Source organism: Desemzia sp. C1 (genome assembly GCF_020882875.1).
Lineage (GTDB): Bacteria > Bacillota > Bacilli > Lactobacillales > Carnobacteriaceae > Desemzia > Desemzia incerta.
Genome location: NZ_JAJIZP010000003.1, coordinates 1,369,856 through 1,394,914, shown reverse-complemented (window position 1 = coordinate 1,394,914; position 25,059 = coordinate 1,369,856). Strand labels below are relative to the sequence as shown.

The window sequence follows — 25,059 nt, the reverse complement described above, 5'->3', positions numbered from 1 at the left end:
AACCGTTATTTTGAAGAATGTGTGTCGTAATAGGCGTTTTACACCGCAGCCAGAGAAACTTCTTCTATTTCGTCCTCTTTATTTTTATGGTAATACTGCGCTTGGGCATTCCACAATTCGTAGTACTTTCCTTTTTTATTTTCTACTAGCTCATCATGGGAGCCTAGCTGCACTAACTTACCTTCATCAAATACAGCTATTCGATCACAAAAACGGCAACTGGATAAGCGATGGGAAATATAAATGGCTGTGCGGTTCCCTATAACTTCTGCAAAATTTTCATAAATCTCAGACTCCGATAGCGGATCTAAAGCTGCAGTCGGCTCATCTAAAATAACGATTGGTGCATTTTTATATACAGCACGTGCCATGGCTATTTTCTGAGCTTCTCCACCAGAAAATTCAATTCCAGATTCATCGTAATTTTTGTACAAAAAGGTGTCTAGTTTTTCGGACAAGGTAGCCAGTCGATTAGAAAACCCTACTTTCTCCAAAGCGGCTATTGTTTTTTCTTCATCCATTCCATTAGATGCAGCCACATTGTTGCCTAACTTAAAGGCATACAAATGGAAGTCTTGGAACACCACTGATAACAACCGCAAATACTCTTGGTAATCGTATTTTTTGATATCAATCCCATTTAATAGGATGACACCTTCTGTCGGATCATATAACCTGCAGATCAGTTTGATCAAAGTAGTTTTTCCCGAACCGTTCATCCCTACGATGGCCATCTTCTCGCCAACTTCAAATTTCAAGCTGATATTTTGCAATACCATTTCATCAGTACCAGGGTATGCGAATGATACATCTCGTACTTCTAACGTGTATTCATTATCTAGACGTTTTTCAACAGGCAGCGTGCCTTCGTGTCTATCTGTCTTCAACTCTAGAAATTCAAATAACATCTTCAGCCCTTCTACGTTATTGATAAGATCTTGAATAGAAGAAAGCAGATTTGGAAACTCACGAATAAACAATGTAAAAGCACCTGCGTATTGGACGACCGATCCAGGAAGAACAGCCCCGTTCATTGCTTTGACAATCAACCAAAAGTATCCAGATGCCAATAACAAATAAGACATCAGCTGAACAATAATCGTAGTACGATACCGACTGCGGGTTACCTCTGCCATAGTATCTCTAGTATAGGTATACAATCTCCTCATATTTGTTTGATAAATAGGCTGTTGTTTATACAAACGAATTTCTTTTCCTGAATTGTAATTCATTAGCTGACTCAGAAAAAACTGAGCAGCATTATTTACCCACACACCACCTTTTAACAGTAATTTCATTATTTTATCTTGTGTACGTTCATTTATTTTTAGAGATAGGATACTGAACAGCAGCAGAGCTATACTAAAACCTATTAGTATCGAAGGAGAGTCCGCATCAAATGCAATCGTCATTGTCTGTGAAGTCGACGTAAACAAACTCCATAAGAAGATAAATGAAATAATTAGTGAGAAAATCTGCTGAAAATAGTTTTTCGTCTCATTTAACAATAGAAATAACCCTATTCCTCCAGCATACTCTGACTGCTTAATGGTATTTTTCAGATCATGAGTTTCAGATTTTTCTACTAATTCATAATCCATATGGATAATCTTAGTGTTCAACAACATCTCTTTTCTATCCATTGCACTATAAATTAAACCAATACGATAATGCGAGATTCCATTTGAAATAATGGAAGAGCAGTATCCGGTAACTAATGCGCCAATCACCCAATAGATAAGAGTGGCTTCATTCTCTCCTTGCAAAAGTAAGTTCAATATTTTACTAGTAAAGAAAAAAGGTATAAATGGAAATACTGCTTCAAAAAAACCTTGTGTCAGACTCGACCAAAAAAGTTGCGGAGATAATTGGATCATCAATTGGTAACCTTTACGCGTCATCGCTAAATTTTCTTTTATCTTATGCATATGCGGGCTCCTCCACATCATTTTGATAATAACGACTTTGTACAGTATACATTTCTTTGTACTTTCCGTTTACCGCCATCAGTTCTTCGTGTGTCCCTTCTTCAATAATCGAACCATTTTCCAAGAAAACGATGCGATCACAGAATCGAGTAGAAGAGAGTCTATGAGAAATAAAAATCGAGGTTTTATCTTTTGCAATATCATTATATTTAGTATAAACAGCATTTTCGGCAATTGGATCCAACGCTGCTGTAGGTTCGTCTAGTATAAGCAATGGAGCGTTTTTATAAATCGCACGAGCTAATTGCAGTTTTTGCTTTTGTCCGCCAGATAGATCTACCGCGTCTTCGCTGACTCGTTTAACCAAATACGTTTGGTCTTTTTTAGAAAGTTTAGCTGTTTCCATGTCCAATCCACTTTGCTCCATTGATTCTTCATACGACACGGAGTATCGTGATTCTCCTTGCACAATCGTTTCTTGGATAGTTACAGGCAACTCGAAGTAATCTTGAAACACGACTGAGAACAGTTCTGTATACTCTTCGTCAGAAAAATAGTGACTAGGAATCCCATTGATCAGAATCTCTCCTTCTGTTGGTCGATACAATCCACATAACAATTTGATAATGGTTGACTTTCCTGCACCATTTACGCCTACCATTCCTACTTTTTCTCCTGCTCTAATATGCCAATTCAATTGTTGGATAGTATTCTTATCAGCACCATCATAAAGATAAGAAACATTTTTGAATTCTATATCTAATGGAAAACTTAACGAATCAATCGAAACTCTCGCTTCATGATTGAGTTGATTTTCTAGTTCTGTATAATCCCTAAAATCTTTGATTTCACTGGATATATATTTAAAATTAGCGATATTTGTCAGTACCCCATTCATAAACATTGATAATGAAGCAATGATTCCAAAATAAAAGGAAAAACTGGCTACCGACAACGCGCCATTCAACACTTGTTGAATCAAAATCCAGTACGCTAGTCCATCACGTAGTAGTGATAATGTACTAGAAAGCACACTTCCTTTTAATTTCCGCTGATTAACAGCATTCATCAGTTTTAATCGTTGCGCGTTATTCTCTTCAAATTCTTTCATAAACCAATCTTCCATATGATACAAACGCATATCTTTAGCAGCTTTAAAATCTCCAGTGTTTTCTACTAAGTACCCGTTCTTTTTTTGGATAGGAGCTAACGTATCTTTATTTCTTTGTTCCAGCCGGTTTGTTCCTAGACTGAATACATACATGATGACTGATGATCCTACAATAACAAGAATCAATATTGGATGGACCGTCCCTATATAAAAACCATATAACAATAATCCAGTAATGTTTTTTAAAAATTGATAAGACTCTTCAAAGCCTTTTTGAAACGCTCCTTCTGGATCACTAGTAGGAACCATAGCTTTAGAAAACAATTTTTGGTTCTCTGCATTTTCAACTTGTTCATATTTTCTAAACAATAATTCTTCTGCTAGTTCAACCATATTTTGAATTCGAAAAGTATTTCCTTCTGAATTAAAATAAACTCTTAAACTCTGAGACAAACAATAACACAGCAATGAGCCGCTCAAAACTCCAATCAACAAATAGATCGAATCTCTCCAATCCCCTTTGTCTCCAACCATTGCAATAATGATGGCTACTGTAGCTGACGACAGTAAAGGAATCAGCATATCTGCAAATGCTCGAATAATCATATACACTATATATTTTTTATCTGTTCGCCACATTTTTTGATATAAATAATACAAATGTGATGATTGTTTTAGTAGTTTTTCCATTCTAATCACCTCTAAGGATACAATAGCATGTTGAAATATCTATTCAGAAAAACGACCACGAATGGTCGTTTTCTAAGCATAAGCGGTCACAACGGCAACAAAATCTCTGTCGCAAACACTCCTTCTTCATGTTTCCGATTTACATGCCCTTGATATTTATGTACCGTTTGATCAATCCTCTTTAAACCAAATCCATGTTCTGTGCCTTTTTTTGTTGTCTCATAACCTGTCCCAGTCTTCTTGATGGTTTGGTTCATACTATTGGTAACTGAAATATATAATTGCTCTTTCATTTCAGCAATGTACACTCGAATAAATCGTTCACTCGGATCAGCAACTGTCTGACTGCCTTCAATCGCATTTGACAATAAATTCCCTAACAACGTTCCTAAGTCGACATTATGGATCGCTAAATCTGATGGAATAACAGCTTTGACATTCAACTGTATTTGACGCGCCTCAGCTAGAGACAATTTGCTGTTTAAAATAGCATCCGCCATAACATTCCCCGTACGAATGCTCAAATCTACGGCAACCAAATCTTCATCCAATTCTTCTAGATAGCTTCCTAACAACTCAATTTTATCCATTTCAATATAGGCTTTCATCGTCTGGATGTGATTTTTGTAATCGTGTCTCCAGCCACGCATTTGACGATAGATATTTTCTACTTCTTCTGCATGCTCATTTAACATACTTGCTTGAGTATGGAATAAACGCTGAATCGTTTTTCGGTGGTAGTGCCACATCAATGCAGCCATACCAATAAAAAGTATCATAAAAATAAGGATAATCAGTTCTATCGGCATGAGCTACTCCTTTCGAAAATAGTGGGTAAAAGCATTGACGACTTTTTGTTGATTTCTTCTGGAAATTGGAATTACGCTATTGTCATCCATAATCAATTCGCCTTTTTTGATGCGTTTGATACGATTACAATTCACAATGATATTTCGATACGGTTGTACAAACTGTTCTTGATCTAACTGCTCACTAAAACGTTGCAAAGTATCTTTGAGAAAAAGGACTTGGTTATCAAGAATCACCTTTATCTCCCGACCCTCTACTTCAACAGATAGAATCTCATCTTGATTGAGTTTGATTTGTTCATTATCTTTTTCTGCTAATAAATACTTTGTTTTAGAAGGTAGTTTCATTAATAACCGATCTAGAGCATCGATTAATTTTTCTTTATCTACTGGTTTTATTAAGTAATCGACCGCTTCAACCCTATACCCTTCACTTATGTAATCTGTTAACCCTGTAATAAACAGTAATGCGACTGAGTCGTTTTCTTTGCGTAAATAACGAGCCATTTCCATCCCATTCATCTCATTCATTTGAATGTCCAATAAAACCACATCTACTTGCTTGTTTTCTGCATAGTGAAACAAAAAAGCTTCTGCGCTTTCCCATATATGGATAGAGACAGAAAATCCATGTTTTACCGCATAATTTTCTACTTGTACTTGCAGCCATTCTGCTTGAACAGCTTCATTTTCGCAAATAGCAAATGAATAAGTTTTCATTTCCATCACCTCTCTTACTCATTATAAACTAACTTTATTTTAAATAAATTCTTTTAGACAAAAAAAGTGTCACTACGCTTAAAAACAGCGTAGTGACACTTGAAATATCTTCTTATTGTTCTACATTAAAAACTCCAGTAGACAGGTAGCGCTCACCATTATCAGGAGCGACTGTTACAACACGTTGATTGCTTTTCATTGTTTTCGCTACATCAATGGCTGCTTTGATAGCTGCACCAGAAGATGGACCCACTAATAATCCTTCTTCTTTCGCTAGACGTCTCGCCATATCAGCCGCTTCTTCACTGCTTACTTTCATGACTTTGTCGTACAAAACAGTGTCCAGTACATTTGGAACAAAACCTGTACCGATACCTTGGATCTTGTGTGATCCAGGATCTTCGCCACTTAAAACGGCTGATTCTGCTGGTTCCACGGCATAGATCGTAATGTCCGGATCAACATTTTTCAAGACTTTACCAGCTCCTGTCAATGTACCTCCAGTACCAACTCCAACAACAAATGCGTCTGGCGCTTCTCCGTTGAAAGCCTCTAAGATTTCTGGACCCGTTGTCGCTGCGTGAACTGCGGGGTTAGCTAAATTATCGAACTGCATTGGCATAAAATAACCATCTTGCTCAGCCAACTCTTTTGCTTTAGCGATTGAACCTTTGATTCCATCGGCACCTGGAGTCAGCATCAATTCAGCTCCATAAGCTTGAGCTAATTGACGACGTTCCATACTCATCGTTTCCGGCATAACAATCAACACTTTATAGCCTTTAGCCGCAGCAATCATAGACAAACCTACACCTGTGTTTCCACTTGTCGGTTCGATGATTGTGTCGCCTTTTTTCAATTTACCTTCTTGCTCAGCTACTTCGATCATGTTCAATGCGATACGGTCTTTGACACTTCCGCCTGGATTAAACGATTCTAGTTTCACATATACTTCCGCAGCATCAGGTGGTGCCACTTTTGTTAACCTTAATAGAGGTGTTTCTCCAATCAAATCTGAAATTGAATGAACTACTTTTACCATATACGTAAAGCCTCCTAATTTTCGCTATTCTTCTTACTTTTTGTAGGGTTCTCCCAATAAGTTTAACGCTTTTATTTTTCAATTGCAACAATTTAAAATTCGGCAAGAGAATTTAGCTCAATTCCTTTTGCGTGACGAAATTGAGCTGCTATCCTTCAAAAGGGAACGCAACTATTCGTTGCGTTACATTAACGTACCTTTTCTGCCCAAAACGGAACGCAACCTACTTTTGCGTCCCTTTTTTTCACTTTTCACCTCAATTACGGCACGCAAATCACCTTGCAACCAGCCAATTCCTCTAAAAACAAAAAAAACTGCTGAAAAGCACCCTCATTAAGGGTCTTTTCAACAGTTTATAGAATGCTTATTTTTAAGCGTTCGCTTTTAAGTCTTCTAATTCTTGTTCTGAGTAGTGGTATTTATTTCCACAGAAGTGGCATACCGCTTCAGCGCCATGATCTTCAGTAATCATTTCATCGATTTCTTTTTTACCTAAAGAAACGATTGCACCAGCAAAACGATCTTTAGAACAGTCACATTCAAAAGAAATTGGCATTTTATCCAACACTTTTGCATTTCCTTCACCGACTAAACGATCAAGGATTCCTTCAGGAGTTTCTCCGTTTTCCATCAAACGAGACACCATTGGGATGTTTTCGATAGCTTTTTCGATAGCTGTGATTGTTTCTTCTGTAGCTCCAGGCATAACTTGGATCATGAATCCTCCAGCTGCTTTGATTGACTCATCAGTGTCTACTAATACACTCAAACCAAATGCTGATGGTGTTTGTTCACTGGTTGCCATGTAGTACGTAAAGTCCTCAGCTAATTCTCCACTGATCAACGGAACTTGTCCCGAAAAGGCTTCTTTTAATCCTAGATCTTTCGTGATCGTCAATGTACCTTCAGTACCTACAGCGCCTCGTACATCGATTTTTCCTTTTTCATTCAACGGAAGACTTACTTTAGGGTTGGCAATGTATCCTTTTACCGTTCCTTTTCCGTTACTGTCGGCAACAATGTGTCCCGTTGGACCGTTACCTTCAATTTTAACCGTTAATTTTTCATCGCCTTTTACCGTTGCTCCTAGTAAAAGAGCTCCTACCATCGTACGACCTAACGCTGCTGAAGAAGCACTCCATGTGTCATGACGACGTTGAGCTTCTGCAACTGTTTCAGTAGCATCGATTGTAAATACACGGATTTGGCCATCATAACATACACTCTTTAATAAATAGTCTGACATTCATTTCCCTACTTTCTATTCGTTTGCATTCTCATTCAGTATGAAAGAGGGTTGCGGAATTTCCCGCAACCCTCTTCCTTTTTGTAAGGACAGTATACCATCCTACTTTATGCTTTGTCTACTGTTTAGGGGAATCTTGTTTGTCCTCTTCATCAGGAACGTCATTGCCTTGAGTTGTCAATGCCGTGTCGTCACCTTGTGAAGATTCCTCTTTTTCATCTTCGCCTAATTCTTTTTTAGCTTCTTCAACAAGTTTTTCAGGATCTTCCTGTGCTTCTTGTCCTTGAGCTCTCGCTTGCTGCTCACGTTCTTTTTCTTTTTGTTCGCGAGCTCTCTTGATTTCTTCAAAAGATAAACCTTCTCCTTCACGTTTTTCACGTGGGAACTCTTCGTCTTCTGTTACAGGAGGCATTTCCCCTGTTTCAAATAGACTCTTGATTGTGCGTTCATCTAATGTTTCTAATTCAAGCAGTTTTTCAGCGATCAATTTCAACTCTTGTGCATGCTCTTCAAGAATTCTGCGCGCTTCAGTGTGCGCTTCATTCATGATCGCCAATACTTCTTGGTCGATTTGGTAAGCAATTTGTTCAGAGTAGCCTTTCGTGCTTCCGTAGTCACGTCCCAAGAATACTTGGTTGTTTCCTTCGTATTGCACGGTACCCAATTTATCACTCATACCATATTCTGTTACCATGCTGCGAGCCAATTGAGTAGCTTGTTGGAAGTCATTACTTGCTCCAGAAGATTTAGAGTTGAAGATCATTTCTTCAGCTACACGTCCTCCAAGCAATCCAACGATTTGTTCTGTCATTTCTTTTTTCGTCATCAAGAAGCGATCTTCTTTAGGTAACATGATAGCATATCCGCCAGCACGCCCACGCGGTACGATCGTAACTTTATGAACGACACGAGCATCATTCAATACCATACCAACGATAGTATGTCCCGCTTCATGGTAAGCAACCATAGAGCGTTCAGTTTTACTGATGACACGGTCTTTCTTAGCAGGACCAGCAATAACACGGTCTTGCGCTTCATCGATGTCTAATGCATCAATAGATTTTTTGTTTCTACGAGCAGCTACTAAAGCCGCTTCGTTCAACAAGTTTTCCAAATCTGCTCCGGCAAATCCTGGTGTTTGTCTTGCAACAACACCTAGGTCCACATCAGCAGCTAATGGTTTGTTTTTCGCATGTACTTTTAGAATAGCTTCACGTCCTTTAACGTCTGGACGACCAACCATGATTTGACGGTCAAAACGGCCTGGACGAAGTAAAGCCGGGTCTAATACGTCTGCACGGTTTGTTGCTGCAATGACGATGATTCCTTCGTTTCCAGAGAAACCATCCATTTCAACAAGCAATTGGTTCAACGTTTGTTCACGTTCATCGTGTCCGCCGCCCATACCGGCTCCACGTTGACGACCTACTGCATCGATCTCATCGATAAAGATGATCGCTGGCGCATTTTTCTTAGCTGTCTCAAACAAGTCACGTACACGGCTTGCCCCAACCCCAACGAACATTTCTACGAATTCAGAACCTGAAATCGAGTAGAATGGTACTCCTGCTTCACCGGCAACGGCTTTAGCAAGCAATGTTTTACCCGTACCTGGAGGTCCTTCTAGTAATACCCCTGCAGGAATACGTGCGCCTAAATTAACAAAACGTCTTGGATCTTTTAAGAATTCGACTACTTCTACTAATTCTTCTTTTTCTTCTTCTGCTCCAGCTACATCTGAAAAGCGTACTTTACTTGCTTTAGTATCGGCTTCTTTAGCTTTTGATTTCCCAAAGTTCATGACGCCTCGGCCGCCTTGGCCTCCGCCGCCTTGTCCGCTTTGTCCCATCATCATGTAAATGAAGAAGATAAAAATAACTAGCGGCAATACAGATATCAATAGCGTTACCCAAACACCGGATGACTCTTCTTGTATTGGAGTTACTTCAATATTATTTTCTTTTGACAGATCCCAAATCTCTGAAATCATTGGATCATTTTGTAAAACAGTTGTCGTAAAGTTTGTTACTTCTGAATCGCTTGTTCCAAGAATCGGAATATCACTTTGTTCTGATTCCTCTACCGGCTGTTCATCACGGTATGACCCTGTGATGGTATAAACTCCAGCAGTTGGTTGCATGGTAAATGATTTGATTTCATTACTTTCCAATTGTGTTATAAATTCACTTGCGGAAATACCTTGGCTTTGCTCATTAGAGTTTCCTCCAGTTGCCCAAGATACGATCCCGATGATTCCGATAAACACTATGGCGTAAAAAATCCCATTTTTCAAGAATCCTTTTTTCACACAGTCGACCTCCCTTACTTTCATTCCATTTTTTCATTATTTTCCCTATTTATTGCGACTGAATCTACTTTATCATATCATATTTGACCATACTTGACCAATTATTTTTACTCGTAAATCTCTGGTTTTAATACTCCAATGTAAGGAAGGTTGCGGTAATGTTCGATGAAGTCTAAACCGTATCCTACTACAAATTCGTTCGGCACCAAGAAACCAACATAATCAGCTTCCAATGGTACAACACGACCTTCTGGCTTGTCTAACAACGTAACGATCTTGATGGATTTTGCTTTGCGGTATTTGAACATATCGATGATGTAAGATAACGTACGTCCGCTATCGATGATGTCTTCTACGATTAAAATATTGCGTCCTTCTACATTCGTATCCAAATCTTTCAAAATTTTGACCTCTCCAGAAGAAACCATTGCACTTCCATAACTAGAGACATCCATGAAATCCATTTCCAATTTCACGTCCATTGCTTTTGTCAAATCAGATAAAAACGGGATAGCGCCTTTTAAGATCCCAACTACAAGAGGGTTTTTGTCTTTATATTCTGCGCTCAATTCTGCTCCCAACTCTTGTGTTCTTTTCTGTATTTCTTCTTCAGACACTAGAATTTTTTCGATATCGTTCTGCATAATAGTAAGTTCTCCTTTTAGCTCTCATTGCCGTTTTGGCTATGAATTAGTATGTACTGTATTGTATCAGTTTCCCGCTCAATAGACAATCTTGAATCTTTGTATCCCAGAAAACAAAGCACTTTCCCCTCGGCATCACACACGACTCTCAATTCGTCTCGCTGCTCGAGCGGAACTTTTTGATCAATCAGTACATCTTTGATTTTTTTGGTTCCTCCTGTACCCTTCAGCGACATTCGGTCTCCAGGTTTACGTCGACGAATCACCAGCGGCAGCTCGACACTGTCAGCATTCATCCACATTACCTTTTGATGCCCGATGTCTAAGAAAGTATCGGCTGTAAACAACCCTACTTTCCCTCCTTGCGGCAAATGAATCCATTCTCCTAGATGTAATTCTTTAGGTTCTTTCACTGAAACTTCGACTGACTTGGGTAAGGTGAAAAACAACGTATCATACCTTCGTTTCGCTATCCACTGTCCTGGTAAGTCAATTTGACCATTTGGATGCGGACTGATCAACAAGTCATGGACAGCTTGGATGTGCTGCCGTTGAAACAGCTGGTCTCCTTGTTGATAAACCATCATCAGCAACTCTTGCACGACCAATCGCTGAAGACTTTGATCCATTTCCAGATACCTAATTCGATCCAACTGAAGTCTTCCATCAGTCGTTTTCTTGCTGATGCGTTTCAATTGGCGTTGGACTTCTATTTGCGCAACAGCCAGAACATCTTGTAAATCAGTTGAAAAGTCAGAAAAATGCGGGACCAGTTGAGGATTTTCTTCTTTCAGCAGCGGAATCACTTGATTGCGGTAACGATTCCGGGTGTATACTGAACTTTGATTGGTCTCATCTTCAAAATAGTGCAGCTGCTGTTCGTCACTGTATTGGTACAGTTGTTCTTTTGTATAAGGCAATAACGGTCTCACCAACAGTCCTGATGAAAAAGATCGAACGGCTTTGATACCCGCCATACTTTCTAATGACCCACCGCGTACCAACCGCATCAAGATGGTTTCTATCTGGTCGTCTCCATGATGAGCTGTCAACAAATGGGTAGCCTGCTGCTCAGCAAATACTGTTTTAAAAAAGGCATACCGGAATTCACGTGCAGCTTCTTCAGTAGAGGCTTTAGGATGTTGGCTGGTTTCCCATTTGGTCATGAAAAAAGGGATCTCAGCTTGCCGGCAAAATTGTTCTAAAAAAACCGCTTCTTTAACAGAAGCTTCTCTGAGCTGGTGGTTGACATGAACTACTGCGAACCATGGTTTCAGCTCTTTTGGCAGCCGCTTCATTAAATCCAGCAGCACCATCGAATCGACACCGCCAGAAACAGCTAGTAAAATTCGGGAACTTTTCTTCCAATAAAATTGTTTTTGACAAAGCTGTAAAAAATCTTTAAACAAATCCATGGAAATAGCTCCTTTAAAAGATGATCTTATTTCTATTATACCCATAGAATACGAAGAATTTAAGAACAAATGCCAGAATTTTAAAATAAATTAAGATATCAGACTTTATTTTCTAAGAAATGGAGTTCAGTCTCTTTTTTTCATTCAAAAAGAGGAACTTGATGATTTCAAGTTCCTCTTTTCAATCTATTAGTTAATAATCTTCCGCTTTTGTAGCAGGATCGATATCATAAGCTTTTTGGACCATTTCATTGCGTTGTCCCAATCCTTCATCGGTCTGCTTAGTCCATAAACTTTCTGCTTGCTCTTTCACTTGCTGGATCATGCTTTCAGGAACTACATTACGGTATTGCTTGGTTTCACCTAAGATAACTTTAATCGCAGGTTCAACCACTTCTTTTGGATCATACTGTTCAAATGGAAACGAGATCTCTTCCATATTGAAAACACGTTCTGGATCTTCAGGCCAATCTTTCCATGTCTCAAACTCCCGATCGTTAAACCCTGTTAAATAAGGTCCCGGATTGATCGTTGCTACCTCAATATTAAATTCCTGCAGCTCTCTGCTTAATGTGTCGGCGAAAGCTTCCAAGGCATATTTCGATCCAGCATACGGACCAGAGAAAGGATTCACCATTAAACCGGATACTGAAGAAGTAAAGACGATTCGTCCTTGTTTCTTTTGGATCATTTTCCGTGCAAATTTTTGCGTCAACAGAATTTGACTAATAGCGTTCACGTCAAATTGTCTGCGCAAGTTTTCTTCAGGGATATCTACCAGCGAACCGCCTTCTTTGATAGCCGCATTGTTCACCAATACATCAACGTCCCATTCCCAAGCTTTTTTCCGGTCTTTTTCATTCGTAATATCCAATTTTTCAATTCGCATTGAGACGCCTTTTTCTCGAGCTTCTTTTTCTAAAGCTGAAACTTGCGACATCGCTTCAACGCTGGCAATGACGTTTTTCCCCATCTCAGCTAATCGAAAGGCAATGTCTTTCCCGAATCCAGTACCTGCACCTGTAATCAAAATTGTTTCTTCACTCATCAATCTTTCCTCCTCTGCAATGCTCTTCCTGTCTACAGAGTAACAATATTCTTAAAAAAACTTCAACTATTTTGATTACCTCTTCTGTTTTATGATAACGATAATTTTTTTTAATTTTAGCAAAAGTGATTAAGTTATTGTTTATTTCGGCCATGAGTTCGTTATTTTTTTTGCTCATGGCCGTTTGCATGACCAGTTTCGGCCATCAGCAGCTTATTTTATAGCGTCATGGCCGATCTTTATTTATAGTCCGCCATGAGCCCTTTATTTTGTCTTTCATGGCCTAAAATCCCTTTTACTCTCTATAATCTCTTATCCAATCCTGAAAAATACACGCTTAAACGGCTCAATCCAGCTCATTTAAACGTGTATCCTCAGATAAAAGCCTTATTTCTTAACGACTCTCGTACCGCCGTTTTCATTGATGACATTTGACAGGTTCTCCAATGAAGTAATCACCGTTTCGCCGCCTTTTTGAGATTGTTCAGCAAAAAGAATCGCTGCTTCAACTTTCGGCAGCATACTGCCTGGAGCAAATTGGTCCTCGCTGATGTATTGTTTCAATTCATCAGTAGAAACAACTTCTAGTTTCTCTTGATCCGGTTTGTTGTAATTGATGTAAACATTATCCACACCTGTCAAGATGATGAACAAATCTGCATCAACCAGTTCAGCTAATTTTTCAGAAGCGAAATCCTTGTCGATAACAGCTTCCACTCCAACAACTTTGCCGTCTTTTTCAACGACTGGAATACCGCCTCCACCTGTTGAGATCGTGATGACGCCTTGTTTGATCAACTGCTCAACGATCGGAGCTTCTGTGATATTAACTGGTTTAGGAGACGGAACAACTTTCCGCCATCCGCGTCCTGAATCTTCTTTGTATACCGCTTCTGAAGATAATGATCTTACTTCTTCCTCGGTAAAGAATGGTCCAACAGGTTTTGTCGGATTCTCAAATGCAGGATCATTCACATCAACGACAACCTCTGTTAATACTGTTGCCACGTCTTTAGCGATTCCGCGATCTTTCAATGCTTGTCTCATCGCTTTTTGCATCCAATACCCGATGCTTCCTTGAGTCATTGCCACACAAGTATCCAATGGCATCGCAGGATTTTTTTCGGAATCCGCAGCTGCTTGCTGCAACAATAAATTCCCCACTTGAGGGCCATTTCCGTGTGAAATGATCAGTTCATTTCCTTGTTCTACTAAAACAGCCAATTTTTCAGCTGTTTCTGCTAAAGCTCGTTCTTGCGCTTCTGCACTGGCGTCTGTTGATAAAATCGCATTTCCGCCTAATGCTACTACAATTTTTTTCTTCACTCGTTTATCTCTCCTTCTTTTGCACGTATTGCAATCCTAATGCAAACCCATATAACGTATCCGTCCCAGAAGTGTGGCCGAACCGTTTCAAGCTTTGAATCGTATCTCCTATTTTCTCACGATCTTTTTCCGTCACTAATTGTGCCAAACACAAGAAATTCTCGTTGACGTACCCTTTTAGCAACGCTTTAAAGTAACCCTCACTGATAGCTGTCGTCTTTTTTTCTTTCAGTGCTGCAGCGACTTTCTCTTTCCAACCTGCCGCTTCTTGAAACAACATCCGCGCAAATGTGTACCCGATCAAGATGTCGTCTCCACTTGGGGTCAATCCGATTCCTCTCCCGATCAGCATCCGCATCATATCTTCATCTGCCAGCGACTTGTTGCCTTCATCTGGTTCAGCCAAAGATTTGAGTCCATCTTTGATCGCGTCATTCAATGGCAATCCAGTCTCAATAGATAAGGAAAACATCGCTTCTTTAAATACTTGATAAAACACCGTTTTTTCTAAATCAACGCTTCCCAAATCTAATTCTGGAACAGACAAGTCAACTTCTTCAAACATACGGAAGTCGATGTCGATAATGTCTTTTTGCGTATAGAAATACAGCTTTCCTTGTTTGAAACGCACCAAGTCTCCTGGTCGACATTGCTCGTGCAGCCGACGATACAGTTGCGTACTGATCAGGCATCCGAATGGAGATAAGGGCATTCCAATTTGTCCAATGTGAAGCAAACCGAATGGAAATTGAACATTCATACTGTTTTCAAATAACGTATGGATGCTCCCCATTTGCAGCGAATCTTTAAAATAGAGAGACAAAAAATTGCTTTTTGTCTCTCTTTTGATGGTATTCATTAGTCTTCCTCTACTTCAATTCCAACAGATTCAGCATAAGCTACCAAAGCTTTTTCGAAACAAGCTAATGGTGCGCGTACCGTTCCGGCACCTACTTGACCAAGTCCTGCTTGTTTATGAGCGATTCCGGTATTGATCAACGGTGTGATTCCAGTTTCGACAACTTTACGGATATCGATTCCAAGACAAGCTCCTTTGAAGTCCCATGTTGGGATACTGTAGTTCGGGTTATGTCCCACACAGATTTCACTCATCTCGTTGCTGACACGTAAAGCATCTTCAAAACCGCCAGCTCCGACAAATCGAGTTACCCCTGGAGCTGCAATCATTGCCATACCACCAACACCGATGGTTTCCGTAATCGCACTGTCTCCGATATCCGGGTTGCCGTCTTCTTCACTGAAACCAGTAAAGTACAGTCCTTTTGGTGTATTAACGGGTGCAGTAAACCATTGGTCTCCTAAAGCACTGACACGAACCCCGAAATCTTTTCCGTTACGAGTCATTGTGGTAACGATCGTTCCTTCAGTGATTTGACGTGCTCCATCAACGATAGCTTTACCTGTTGCCATCATGATGTTTAAGAAGAATTGATCTGTGTCTGCTAAGAATTGGATTACTTCTTGTTTCATTGCATTGTCTACATCGTCTAATGACAGGATTGTTGGTGAGATTTCTTTCAAAAACAACAAGCTGGCTGCGATATTTCTTTGGTGGAACTCATCCCCCATAGTGATGGCTTTAGCAGCTAATACGTTCACGTTCAATCCGCCATCTAATTTGCGCAAAGCTTTGCTTAAAACAGGTGCTAATACATCTTGGATCCACGTCAAACGATCCACAACTTCTTGAGAGAAAGCTCCGAAACGCAATACTTTACCGATTCCTTCGTTCAAAATACAGTAAGCTGTGTTGTTCGTTAAGCGGTTTTCTACTACTAAGACCGGCATGTGCATAGAGGTGATTCCGCCCATAGGTCCAACAGCATTCACATGGTGACACGGAATAAAGGTAAACTCGCCGTTTTCCAACATTCTTCTCGCTTCTTCTTCTGTTTCAGCCCATCCTTCATATAAGGTAGCTCCCACACAAGATCCTTGCATTGGTCCAGTCATATCTTCATAAGCGATTGGCGGACCAGCATGCAGCAAGACTTTTTCTTTCAATTCAGGAATCACCGTATGAGCTGGTACAACATCCACTAGGAATGGCTGTGCATCTTTGAAACGTCCGATGACTTTTTCGTTTTGCTCGTTGATCTCATCAATTTGTTTCAATTGGTTCAAGATCTTGATCAATTTGCGATTTCCGCCCGCTACTGGTTTCCAATTGTATTGAACCGCTTGGCCGCCGTGTTCGCGAACAACATCACTGAAGCTTTCAACCCCGATATTGATCACTCTTGGTTTCGTATTTAATAAATCGGTGATGGCTTCACTCACTGCTGGCAATGCTCGTTTTTCTTGATCGTAGCTCTTCACTTCTTTTGGTGCATCTTCTACGTCTTTGCCCATCAAATGCAAGGCTAATCTGACAGCTTTTGCATTACTGTCTTCCACTAAGACTCCCGCTTCTTCCAACGTACGTTTAGCTTCATCGTAATCTTGAGGGTCTTGTTGTGTTCCACAAACGGTTCCGATGAAAGAAAGTTCACGATTTTCAGCTTTAGCTATTTCTAACGCTTCTTTGATGACAGGAGCTAATACACCAGCCATATCTGGATGCGAACCGTATCCTAAAACAATATCTAACAAGATGACGCCGGTATTTTCGTCTGCGGCGTATTCTTCAATTTTCTTTTTCCGAACTTCAGGATCGATCATTGGGTGAGGTTTCCCTTGTGTGTAAATGTCATCTCCAAGGTCCATCACTTCAAATCCGTTAGCTTTTAAAATGTAGCCTTCTTCTTTGATCAAGCCGCCTAATTCTAATGCTTCAGAAATCAACATCGCTGCTTCAGAAGCTAATGTTCCGCCTGAATAAAGTCCTTTAACCGTTTTATCTGCTCCAACTTTTTCGCCGCCTAAATGATGCGGTTGTTCTTGATAACGGTCTTTCACTTCTTTGCCATTTGCTAAGTCAACTGCGATATGAGCTGTTTCTTCTAGAGTGTGTGCTAGATAAACGTCTCCTTCGTGATGATCAGGGTTTTCTCCAAGGAAAATCGCTACTACTGGTTTAGGAAGATCATACAATAAACGCACTACTTCATCGCGAACCTCTGGTGCAGGCGGCTTAGAAATGACAACAATAACGTCTGTCGGTTCGTGTTCTGCTAAACCTACTAATGCGTCTTTCATCGTGATCGCGCCAACTTCATCTGACAAGTCGCGTCCCCCGGTTCCGATTGCATGGATCACTCCCCCGCCTAAACGGTCAATGATCGTGGTGACTTCTTGGATCCCAGTACCTGAAGCTCCAACGATACCAATATTTCCAGGTTTCACTACGTTGGTAAAAGCCATTGGTACATTTGAGACGATTCCCGTTCCACAGTCAGGTCCCATAACCAACAAACCTTTTTCATGAGCTTTTTTCTTCAAACGTACTTCGTCTTCTTTAGAGACATTGTCACTAAAGACAAAAGCATGAAGATTGTTGTCTAATGCTGTTTCGATTTCATCAGCAGCATAAATTCCAGGTACAGAGATCAATGCTAGATTAGCATCTGGTTGAGCTTCTAGTGCTTCATCCCAATTGCGTGCATCTTTTACTTGGCTGCTTTCTTTTTTGACCGATAAGTCGCCTAAAAAGTTTTCCACTTCATCCATTACAGCAGAAAGAACGGCTTCATCTTGCGAATCTACCGCCACCACCATATCACTCGGCTGAGCTTTTTGGACTTCGTCGTTGTATAATCCAGCTTCCTTTAAAATATCTTTATTCGCATCTGTTCCCATCATAACTTGAGCTTTTTCAACACCATCGATTGTACTCACTGCGTTGGTTAATAACATCAAATTGATAGAGTCTTGATAACTGTTTTCTTTAATTTTTGTATAAATCACTTTCTCTACCTCCATTCATTAATTACAAGTCTCATTATAAAGAATATTGAAAACGCGTACATCAGCATCAATAGATAAATCTGTTTCTTCTTTTTCTCCATGAGGGATAAAAAAAGAATTCTAAATATCAAATAAAGCCTTTTTATGCTAAATTAAAGGAACAGACGTACTCTTTTAGGGATAAATTAAGGAGGAAGACTATGTTACACGGAAAAGACTACACTTATACGCATTTTCATTCGTTGGAATTGAAGGCTACTTTCTATTCAGCTCAATCCAATGTCAAAGACAAAACGATTCTTTACTTTCATGGTGGAGGTTTGATTTATGGGCAAAGAAACGACTTGCCTGAACCCTATATCCAAACTTTTTTAGACAACGGTTATCATTTTTTGACCTTTGATTATCCTTTGGCTCCTGAAACACCTTTGGTCGATATTTACTCCCAAAGCAAAAAAGGCCTTCTCTGGTTTATGGATCATTACAAGAAAACCTTAGGCATCGAGTCGAATGACTTTATTTTATTTGGTCGATCGGCTGGAGCCTATTTAACTCTGCTGCTTTCTTATGATAAGGAATTGCCAAAGCCGGAAAAAATCATCAGTTTCTATGGTTATCCTTCTTTAATGACACCGAGTTTAAGCACTAAAAATACTTTTTATCAAAAATACCCGGCTGTCCCTGAGATGCTCGTGAAAAAAATGATCGGCAGCACTCCACTCGCTGATGGACCGCTCCAAACCCGCTACGCTCTTTACTTGTACGGCAGACAAACTGGCAGATGGTTGGATCTTCTAGGCATTTCTTCAGAAAATAAGGGTGTTTTTTCTCTCACTGAAGAAAACCTAGCTGAACTGCCGCCTACTTTTATTGCCCATAGTCATGATGACCAAGATGTACCCTATACTATTGGTGAACAATTGCATGCAGCTATTCCATATTCTTACTTTTACAGTGTTTCCAATTTAGAACACGATTTCGACCGTGACCCAACTGTCCCTCAAGCTAAAGAAGCTTATCAAAAAATGATCGATTGGTTACTTTTGAATTGATGATGAATTAATGATGGTGACATTTTTTATAGTGTAATCATCAATTGAATCCTACGGGGCCTTGTACAGAAGCTTTTACTATTGGTTGTTATTTTGAAAGGTTGGACAATATGGAAAACAAAACTATTCAGTTAGCTGTTTCACTAACTCAAGATGAATTTATTAGAGTAAAGTTATTTTCTAGGTGGAAAAACTTAGCTATATTATATGTATGTATGTTCATACTGAGTTTACTATATTTTTCCATAGCAAGTCATCTCCTTTTTTCTTGGCCAGTCAGTTTTCTGATTGGTTTTGCAATAACGATACCTTTGTTAATATTGATTTTTTTTTCGAACGATAGGTTTGTTTAAAAAGGATTATAAAAAAAATCTTTCTAATAAAGAAGAAACAATATATGAGATAGGTGAAAAAGGAATTCGCATTTCTCAAACAGAGGGCTTTTTTTTATTGACTTGGGAAAATGTTGATTATGTAAAGGAATTAGATGATTTTTTTGTCATTTGGAATAGTGGGACAGCTAATGCTATTCCAAAACGATGTTTTTCCAACTTAGAAGACATCTCTTTTTTCAAAACATGCTTTAACAAAAATAGGTCTACTAATAGCAGCATAGAACATTAAATCGCGTTTATCCTTTACCTTTAGTATTTTATAATCAATAATAAATGGGCTACTATCCTCTTATTTATGTTTACTAGTCCATTTAAGCATTAGGCTACCAGATACTCTTATTAAATAATTAAATGGCGGAATAAGGATACTAATCTAGCTAATTGCATATCGATACACTTGCCTATAGAAAAATAATAAATATTATTAGAACGAATTAGTCCAAATCAGGAGGAAAGACTATGGAAGAAAAAAAAACAGAAATAATATTCAAAGGCGGATTGAAACTAGAGGATATGCATAAATCAAATCGCTACCAATTACGGATTCGCCGTAAAAGATCACTAATATATATTGGTATTATGGTAGGTATTATGTTCTATATTCTTTATAATGCAATTGATAATATTTCTAATTCAACTTCACAAGGTATTTTTTTATCGACAATAGGTATAATATTTTTAGGGTTAGTATTAGGAATAATTGTCGGTAGGACTTTGATAAAAAAAAGAACAGAGTCACTGTACAATTTAAATCCTACTCTAAGTAATAAGACTAAGTATATTGCAAATGATATTGGTCTAAAACTTGAAATGATAAATGAATTAGAACGTTTTTACGAATGGAAGAACATACTTAAGGCATACGAGTTTAGTGATATGTTTCTTATATATATAAATTCTCAAGCCTTACTATTTATTCCAAAGTCATTTTTTGAAACACAAGAAGATGCTGATTATTTCAGTAATCTTCTTTCATGTAAAACTAAAAAAACTATGCTTTAATTTTCTTGAATAAAAAAGTTTCTTCCAAAAAATATGATTTTTGGAAGAAACTTTTTTATTTTTGGCATAACGCATCATTTTAATAATTATTAAGGTATTAAAAGTAATGTAGTAAGAGGATTAAAATAGCTTGCAAGATTTGCTAAAGCTCCTGGTAACAATGGACCTGCATATACTCCAATCACTACTAACCCTGTTATCGCTAGAACTCCACCAATAGCTAGAGCTACTTCCTTACCGTTAGAAGACTCATTAGAAACTTCGTGGATTCTATTTGTAACTTCAACAGGTACTTGGTTTTCTGTGGGAAAATTAAAAGTCTTTAAATAAACTTTTAAAATGATCGATGCGGACACACTAGTACTAAAAGGAAACTCAATTTCTGAAACAGTTATTTCATACGTATAGATAATTTGACCAAATTCTGCGCTAACAGATGTTTGTATGTTTCCATTCCCTATATTAGAAGAAAGAGTAGCTATCATTTCTTCGCTCCCAATTTGAACTTCACTTGAAAGCCCTTTCGTATTTTGAATTCTTCCTAATATTGATGCTTTAAATGGAGTATCAGACGGATGCCCATCTATTACATAAATAACATTCGCAGCACCTTTTTCACCTTGAGTTACTTCTCTAGAGGAACTATGGGTAACCTTTAGTAGATTAGTATCAAGAAGTGTATATTCTTTTTCGTCCAGTATAATTTTTCCAGCTAAACCGGAAAATATAGGTATATCCTTTCCTATATTGGCCAAAGCTTCTTTAATGATTGAATCATATGGTTCAGATGGAGTAGCTTGTTCCACAGATGACACCCCATTATCTCTTCCAGATTTGATATTATTATCAATTTCAATTTGTCCATCCCCACTACCTAACGTAATCGTAGAGATTTGGTCAAATGCCCAATTTTCTGGTAAAGGAAAGCCTAAATTTCCACTGAATCCTGTGGACATACCACTTACAAAACTTGTTACTGCATACCCTGCATTCGATACTCGTGAGCAAGCATTACGAGTCCCATAAATTCCTACTCGATACGAACCAAGAGCGGTCAATGTAGAGTGAACAGCTTGAAAATGAAGTAAAATTTTATTCGTAATCTCATCGTCGGTTGAGTCGTAGTCTACTGCGAAATAAATAATCGTTCCTTCTTCAAAACCATATCCTCTAGCTGCCGCATGAGCTGATTTAGCATCTGCTGCGCCTTGCTCAGCGTTGAAATAACTAGCCGCTCCACCATATGTCTGGTAAATAGGGAATACTGTCAACCCGGCATTGAAAATCGTTGCTAACTCACCCGGTTGGATTTTTTTATTCAATGTCGCTCCCGGCACATTGGTTAGATAACGTCCAACTGTTTCGTAACCAGCATTCACAAGTGTCTGTGCTCTCGCAGGTGTAATTTCTGAAATACAATCTAAAGCGGTCCCTTTTCTTTCAGGGTCTCCTGTACTGACCAATAATGAAGCCCATGTCTGGGCACCAACATACCCATCACTGTATAGTCCAGAAAAAGCTTGGAATGCAGCTACTCGTTGTTTTGTCCCATTCCCAAAGATACCATCAAAATCAACTTCAAAATTATTGAAACACAAAGCTGCTTGTAGCAAATGAACAAATTGAGTGTTTGTATCTCGATTCCCAACTTGTAACAACGGAAGTTTTGCTTTCGTTGTAGGGCCAAAAGTCCCATTGGCTACATCATCTGACAACCCCTCCTCGTATTGAATAGCATAAATCAACGCTTTTTGAGTTCCTCTCTGATAAATTCCATCAGTAGGTTGTAAATAAAAATCTCTTCTGTTTTGGTAGCGATTATTTAACCATTGTTGGATCGTACGAACTTTTGCAGTTCCTTTACCAATACGAATATATGCATCCATCGTCAATAAGGCTTTAAATACTTTCGGTGTTACTGACCCATCAGCTGCCACCAATCCCATATCAGTTTTCATTTTTTGAACAGCTGCTGCGGTGCCAGGTCCATAAGTGCCCGTGATTCCACCAGGTCCATATCCTTTACTATAAAGTGCACTCTGGATAATTTTAACGATATTTGAATTTCTGTCATTTTTTCCTTGTCCAATTGTGCCGTATTGTCTTGTGAATTCTGCTAAAGTGGTGTCTCCAAAGCTGTTAGATGTTGCTGTGATCCCCAACTCGATTTGAAGTGCTCGGGTAAGTGCATACATCGTTGACCAACCAGTATTCCCATTCGCTGTGATTTCTTGGTAACCTGGATTATCTCCGTATTCATCATTTACCCATTCTTGAGCTTTTTTCACCATTTCATCTGCCATTTTACATTCCTTCTTCCTTATTAATAATTTATGCATACCATTCAATCTTCGATGAACAATTTTTGTCCTATCTTTATTTGATCAATATCAGAAATGTGATTATCCATAGCAAGTTTATCTACAGTTTTGTTGAACTTTTTTGCAATCTCCGATAATGTATCGCCTTTTTTCACAACGTAGTACTTGCCCTCTTTTTTATTCTCAGAAATTGGAACGATCAGTTTCTGATCTGGATATATAAGATTTTTATCTACAATTTGGTTGACCTGAACGATCGAAGAAACCGTAACGTTATATTTTTTTGCTATTTCAGAAAGAGTTTCACCTTTTCTTACTTTATGAATGTGAGATTTATCCACTTGAGCTGTTGACCTTTTACCGAGAACATCAGCATCCCATTTTTGTAACCCATTTTGTTCAATCAACCTAATCAGCTTATCTGCATATTGTGGATCAGTAGCGTAACCTGCTGTTTGGATAGCTCTTGCTTGTTCCCGGTAATCTTTTGCTTTCAATACATTTACATAGCGTGGATTTTCATGAAAGAATTTTCCATGGTCTTTTAAAGAATCTTTATAGGACTGATATTTCCTAAAATAAGCTGTAACTACTATTAATCCTGAATAATTCATACTTTTAATTAAAACCATGTGAAACTGCCTCACGGCAGCTTACAATTACTTTTTCATCTTCACCCGTTAAGTGATGAAAAAAGAACCCCTTTCTGCTATGGTTAAAGTGACTAAACCAACCAAAAGAAAGGAGTTCTTTTCATGACTAGCTTACACAAAAACCAAGTAAAATTCAATTCAAATATCACTATTTCTCATACAGGTGGTCAATTATCGAGTGATTCGGGTCTCGTCCTAGTGAAAGAGCTGATGAACATCTTTGGTTTTTCTGAACTGGCTAAGCAACACATTCACATTGAAGACGAACGAGCGTATTTTACTCATGACAACTTATCCATACTTGAGCAGTTCATTATGCAATTAATTGCTGGTTACTCAGCTGATTCTGCAGCTAATCTCCTGAGACAAGATCCTGTGTTTAAAGCTGTTTTAGATAGGAAAGAACTCGCTTCTCAATCTTCACTTTCCCGATTTTTAGATCGACTATCTGAGGAGAATATCCATGAACTTCAAGCTTTGAACCAAGAACTTATCGATAAAGCACGCCTCATCCGTAATGATACGGAATTAATCATTGATTTAGATTCGACCCATTCAGATACATTTGGTCACCAAGAACAAACGAATTATAATACACACTACCAAACCTATGGTTACCATCCATTGGTAGCTTTTGACGGATTGACTGGTGACTTCTTAAAAGCTGAACTACGTTCAGGAAATCAATATACATCAAAAGGCGTAAAGGAGTTTCTCACACCTTTATTAGAGCACTATAATCACTCTCTACCAAACACTGACATCTTGGTTCGTGGAGACAGCGGGTTCGCTACACCTGGTGTGTATGATTCGTGTGAATCAAAAAAGAGTCATTATGTTATTCGACTGAAGAATAATCGTAGACTAGGTCAAATAGCTGAGAAATCAGTACTTTATGGCGATAATCAAAAGTGGGAAGAACGAGAAGTTCAGTACTTATCGACCACTTATCAAGCACAATCCTGGTCACAAAGTCGTCGCGTGTGTATACGCTCAACACGTGAAGCGGGCGAACTACTCTTTCGACATGAATTTATCGTGACGAATCTATCAGAAAATGTTTCTCCTGATACCATCTTTTCTCTCTATGCCAAACGTGGCACAATGGAGAACTTCATTAAAGAAGCGAAAGCTGGCTTTTACTTTGACAAAACAGACAGTCCTCGCTTTTTGGAGAATCATGTCCGAATGATGCTCAGCTTGATAGCTTACAACTTAGTCAACTTCTTAAGAACGATTGGCTTTGAAGAAGTCCAAAAGGGAATGACCATTCATTCTATTCGATTGAAGTTTCTGAAAGTTGCTGGGAAATTAGTCCAAACGGGTAGACGAGTCTATCTCAAATTATCTAGTTATCATGTGTATCAGAATGAATTCTACAGGGTCTTTGCTCGCCTGAGGCGAGCCAGTCAATGGATCTAATCCAACAATCTAACGATTTTTTACTGGGAAGTTATCCAGGGAGAAGTATGCTCAAAATGC

At 38.8% G+C, this 25,059-nt stretch carries 19 protein-coding genes; 4 read left to right on the top strand and 15 right to left on the bottom strand.

Annotation, left to right across the window (positions count from 1 at the left end):
* Positions 1–38 precede the first annotated feature (38 nt).
* The 13 genes from LMF32_RS07120 to fdrA form a co-directional block, all read right to left on the bottom strand.
* A complete protein-coding gene (locus LMF32_RS07120) occupies positions 39–1,928 on the bottom strand; it encodes an ABC transporter ATP-binding protein (RefSeq protein WP_230524347.1) in 1,890 nt (629 codons plus the stop codon).
* Positions 1,921–3,729, bottom strand: a complete 1,809-nt coding sequence (locus tag LMF32_RS07115; RefSeq protein WP_230524346.1) for an ABC transporter ATP-binding protein — start codon at positions 3,727–3,729, stop codon at positions 1,921–1,923. Before LMF32_RS07115 ends, LMF32_RS07120 begins: the two co-directional genes overlap by 8 nt.
* 86 nt (positions 3,730–3,815) lie before the next feature.
* Positions 3,816–4,538, bottom strand: a complete 723-nt coding sequence (locus LMF32_RS07110) for a GHKL domain-containing protein (protein ID WP_230524345.1) — start codon at positions 4,536–4,538, stop codon at positions 3,816–3,818.
* Positions 4,539–4,541: 3 nt separating this feature from the next.
* A complete protein-coding gene (locus tag LMF32_RS07105; RefSeq protein ID WP_230524344.1) occupies positions 4,542–5,258 on the bottom strand; it encodes a LytTR family DNA-binding domain-containing protein in 717 nt (238 codons plus the stop codon).
* 112 nt (positions 5,259–5,370) lie between these two features.
* Positions 5,371–6,300, bottom strand: coding sequence for a cysteine synthase A (cysK, locus tag LMF32_RS07100; protein WP_230524343.1), 930 nt, complete (start codon positions 6,298–6,300; stop codon positions 5,371–5,373).
* Between the two features lie 370 nt (positions 6,301–6,670).
* Positions 6,671–7,546: an Hsp33 family molecular chaperone HslO gene (gene hslO, locus LMF32_RS07095; RefSeq protein WP_092481177.1), complete on the bottom strand. Its 876-nt coding sequence runs from the start codon at positions 7,544–7,546 to the stop codon at positions 6,671–6,673.
* Positions 7,547–7,664: 118 nt separating this feature from the next.
* Entirely contained in the window at positions 7,665–9,854 is a 2,190-nt protein-coding gene (ftsH, locus tag LMF32_RS07090; RefSeq protein ID WP_230524342.1) for an ATP-dependent zinc metalloprotease FtsH, read from the bottom strand.
* Positions 9,855–9,961: 107 nt separating this feature from the next.
* On the bottom strand, positions 9,962–10,501 hold the full coding sequence (gene hpt / locus LMF32_RS07085) for a hypoxanthine phosphoribosyltransferase (protein WP_092481179.1): 540 nt from the start codon (positions 10,499–10,501) through the stop codon (positions 9,962–9,964).
* Between the two features lie 14 nt (positions 10,502–10,515).
* Positions 10,516–11,913, bottom strand: coding sequence for a tRNA lysidine(34) synthetase TilS (gene tilS / locus LMF32_RS07080; protein WP_230524341.1), 1,398 nt, complete (start codon positions 11,911–11,913; stop codon positions 10,516–10,518).
* A gap of 193 nt (positions 11,914–12,106) precedes the next feature.
* Positions 12,107–12,961 (bottom strand): SDR family oxidoreductase, encoded by an 855-nt coding sequence (locus LMF32_RS07075; RefSeq protein WP_230524340.1) that lies wholly within the window; start codon positions 12,959–12,961, stop codon positions 12,107–12,109.
* A gap of 387 nt (positions 12,962–13,348) precedes the next feature.
* Positions 13,349–14,287: a carbamate kinase gene (gene arcC / locus LMF32_RS07070; RefSeq protein WP_230524339.1), complete on the bottom strand. Its 939-nt coding sequence runs from the start codon at positions 14,285–14,287 to the stop codon at positions 13,349–13,351.
* A 4-nt stretch (positions 14,288–14,291) separates the two neighbouring features.
* Entirely contained in the window at positions 14,292–15,146 is an 855-nt protein-coding gene (locus LMF32_RS07065; RefSeq protein ID WP_230524338.1) for a DUF2877 domain-containing protein, read from the bottom strand.
* Positions 15,146–18,154, bottom strand: a complete 3,009-nt coding sequence (gene fdrA, locus LMF32_RS07060) for an acyl-CoA synthetase FdrA (RefSeq protein ID WP_347401910.1) — start codon at positions 18,152–18,154, stop codon at positions 15,146–15,148. Before fdrA ends, LMF32_RS07065 begins: the two co-directional genes overlap by 1 nt.
* 200 nt (positions 18,155–18,354) lie before the next feature.
* Here fdrA and LMF32_RS07055 point away from each other — a divergent pair, with 200 nt between their 5' ends.
* The 3 genes from LMF32_RS07055 to LMF32_RS07045 all read left to right on the top strand — a co-directional run bounded on the left by LMF32_RS07055 (position 18,355) and on the right by LMF32_RS07045 (position 20,603).
* Positions 18,355–19,206, top strand: a complete 852-nt coding sequence (locus LMF32_RS07055; RefSeq protein ID WP_230524337.1) for an alpha/beta hydrolase — start codon at positions 18,355–18,357, stop codon at positions 19,204–19,206.
* 345 nt (positions 19,207–19,551) lie between these two features.
* The gene (locus tag LMF32_RS07050; RefSeq protein ID WP_230524336.1) at positions 19,552–19,830 is read left to right on the top strand and encodes a YcxB family protein; all 279 of its coding nucleotides are present in this window, start codon (positions 19,552–19,554) and stop codon (positions 19,828–19,830) included.
* Between the two features lie 230 nt (positions 19,831–20,060).
* A complete protein-coding gene (locus tag LMF32_RS07045; protein WP_230524335.1) occupies positions 20,061–20,603 on the top strand; it encodes a YcxB family protein in 543 nt (180 codons plus the stop codon).
* An 89-nt stretch (positions 20,604–20,692) separates the two neighbouring features.
* Here the strand turns inward: LMF32_RS07045 and LMF32_RS07040 are convergent, their stop codons facing one another.
* On the bottom strand, positions 20,693–22,906 hold the full coding sequence (locus LMF32_RS07040) for a glycoside hydrolase domain-containing protein (protein ID WP_230524334.1): 2,214 nt from the start codon (positions 22,904–22,906) through the stop codon (positions 20,693–20,695).
* Positions 22,907–22,947: 41 nt separating this feature from the next.
* Entirely contained in the window at positions 22,948–23,556 is a 609-nt protein-coding gene (locus LMF32_RS07035) for a LysM peptidoglycan-binding domain-containing protein (RefSeq protein ID WP_230524333.1), read from the bottom strand.
* A gap of 123 nt (positions 23,557–23,679) precedes the next feature.
* On the opposite strand from LMF32_RS07035, the gene LMF32_RS07030 reads away from it, so the two are divergent.
* Positions 23,680–24,999, top strand: coding sequence for an IS1380-like element IS1678 family transposase (locus LMF32_RS07030; RefSeq protein ID WP_230524332.1), 1,320 nt, complete (start codon positions 23,680–23,682; stop codon positions 24,997–24,999).
* Positions 25,000–25,059 lie beyond the last annotated feature (60 nt).

What these genes read in the sequence shown, in the direction of transcription:
- LMF32_RS07120 (WP_230524347.1), bottom strand. Translation starts at nt 1,928, where the DNA reads ATGCATAAGATAAAAGAAAATTTAGCGATGACGCGTAAAGGTTACCAA.
- LMF32_RS07115 (WP_230524346.1), bottom strand. Translation starts at nt 3,729, where the DNA reads ATGGAAAAACTACTAAAACAATCATCACATTTGTATTATTTATATCAA.
- LMF32_RS07110 (WP_230524345.1), bottom strand. Translation starts at nt 4,538, where the DNA reads ATGCCGATAGAACTGATTATCCTTATTTTTATGATACTTTTTATTGGT.
- LMF32_RS07105 (WP_230524344.1), bottom strand. Translation starts at nt 5,258, where the DNA reads ATGAAAACTTATTCATTTGCTATTTGCGAAAATGAAGCTGTTCAAGCA.
- cysK (WP_230524343.1), bottom strand. Translation starts at nt 6,300, where the DNA reads ATGGTAAAAGTAGTTCATTCAATTTCAGATTTGATTGGAGAAACACCT.
- hslO (WP_092481177.1), bottom strand. Translation starts at nt 7,546, where the DNA reads ATGTCAGACTATTTATTAAAGAGTGTATGTTATGATGGCCAAATCCGT.
- tilS (WP_230524341.1), bottom strand. Translation starts at nt 11,913, where the DNA reads ATGGATTTGTTTAAAGATTTTTTACAGCTTTGTCAAAAACAATTTTAT.
- LMF32_RS07075 (WP_230524340.1), bottom strand. Translation starts at nt 12,961, where the DNA reads ATGAGTGAAGAAACAATTTTGATTACAGGTGCAGGTACTGGATTCGGG.
- LMF32_RS07065 (WP_230524338.1), bottom strand. Translation starts at nt 15,146, where the DNA reads ATGAATACCATCAAAAGAGAGACAAAAAGCAATTTTTTGTCTCTCTAT.
- LMF32_RS07055 (WP_230524337.1), top strand. Translation starts at nt 18,355, where the DNA reads ATGTTACACGGAAAAGACTACACTTATACGCATTTTCATTCGTTGGAA.
- LMF32_RS07045 (WP_230524335.1), top strand. Translation starts at nt 20,061, where the DNA reads ATGGAAGAAAAAAAAACAGAAATAATATTCAAAGGCGGATTGAAACTA.
- LMF32_RS07040 (WP_230524334.1), bottom strand. Translation starts at nt 22,906, where the DNA reads ATGGCAGATGAAATGGTGAAAAAAGCTCAAGAATGGGTAAATGATGAA.
- LMF32_RS07035 (WP_230524333.1), bottom strand. Translation starts at nt 23,556, where the DNA reads ATGGTTTTAATTAAAAGTATGAATTATTCAGGATTAATAGTAGTTACA.
- LMF32_RS07030 (WP_230524332.1), top strand. Translation starts at nt 23,680, where the DNA reads ATGACTAGCTTACACAAAAACCAAGTAAAATTCAATTCAAATATCACT.